The organism is Streptomyces sp. CO7 (assembly GCF_053474865.1).
The window spans coordinates 882651-883668 of sequence record NZ_JBRIOU010000004.1 but is presented as its reverse complement, the minus strand read 5'-3'; the positions used below and the strand labels follow the sequence as shown (position 1 = coordinate 883668).

General features: G+C 78.1%; 1 protein-coding gene. It reads right to left on the bottom strand.

Annotation, left to right across the window (positions count from 1 at the left end; all coding sequences use genetic code 11):
* On the bottom strand, positions 1–975 hold a 975-nt coding region (locus ACOV8S_RS16815; protein ID WP_448318613.1), incomplete at its 3' end, for a cell division protein PerM.
* Between the last annotated feature and the right edge of the window lie 43 nt (positions 976–1018).

Genomic DNA, 1018 nt, shown 5'->3' with positions numbered 1-1018 from the left:
CATCCCGTCCACGGTGCCCACCCCCTGCACGGCGTCCGCCCCGGCCGTCACGTCCGCCCCGGCCCCACCGGCCGGGCCTGCCGCCTCCCGCTGGGGCGTCCCGGTCGGCACCGCGGCGAGCCACGGGAACACGGGCAGGCGCGGCACCGTTCCTCCGGCGCCGAGGGGCGCGACCATTGCGGGCCCGAGCAGGAAACCCGCGCCCAGCGCGTACGCGGCCGCCCACACCGCCGCGTTCGGCAGCAGTGCCAGGCAGAGCAGCAGCAGGGTCACGCCGCTCACCCAGCCTCCGGCGAGCCGGCCGAAGGCCGCCCCCGCGTCCCCGGCGTGCAGGACGAGCGCGATCGCCGCCAGCAGGGCTCCGCCGCACACCAGCGCCACAGCGCCCTCCCCGGCCGCCCGGAACACGGCGCCCAGCCGGCGGCCGCGGTCGGCACGACCGAGGAGGAGGTCGGGGAGACGTCCGCCGGTCCGGTCCACCGCGCGCCGCAGGTGGTCGGACCCGGCCCACATCCCGCAGAGGGACACCCCGGCGGCCAGCGCGGGCAGCCAGAAGGTGGTCCATCCCCAGCCGGGTCGGTACCCGCCGCCCATGGCGTACAGCGCGGCGAGCAGGCCGGCCGCCACGTACCCCGCCGTCACCCCGGCCCAGGCGACGCCAGGAGGCGGGGGAGCGTCCTCGTCGGTCCCGTCGCCGCCCTCGACGACGGACCGTCCCGCCCGGTGCAGCAGCCACACCGGGAGCGCGGTGAGCAGCAAGGGGCCGATGCCCATCGGTGCGGGCACGCCGGAGAGGGTGTCGGCGCGGATCAGGTCCACGCCGTGTGCCGACAGCCAGAGCGCCGCCGTCGTGTGCAGCGCGTTGCCCGGGCCGCTGCCGGGATAGGGCGAGGTCATCCAGAGGAACAGGACCGGCACGGCGAGGACGACCAGGCCGGTGCCGGCCGCGGTGAGGCCGGCCATCAGCGTCGACAAGGGCGGCAGCGACTCCGGACGGACGCGGGAGCGCCACCCCGTC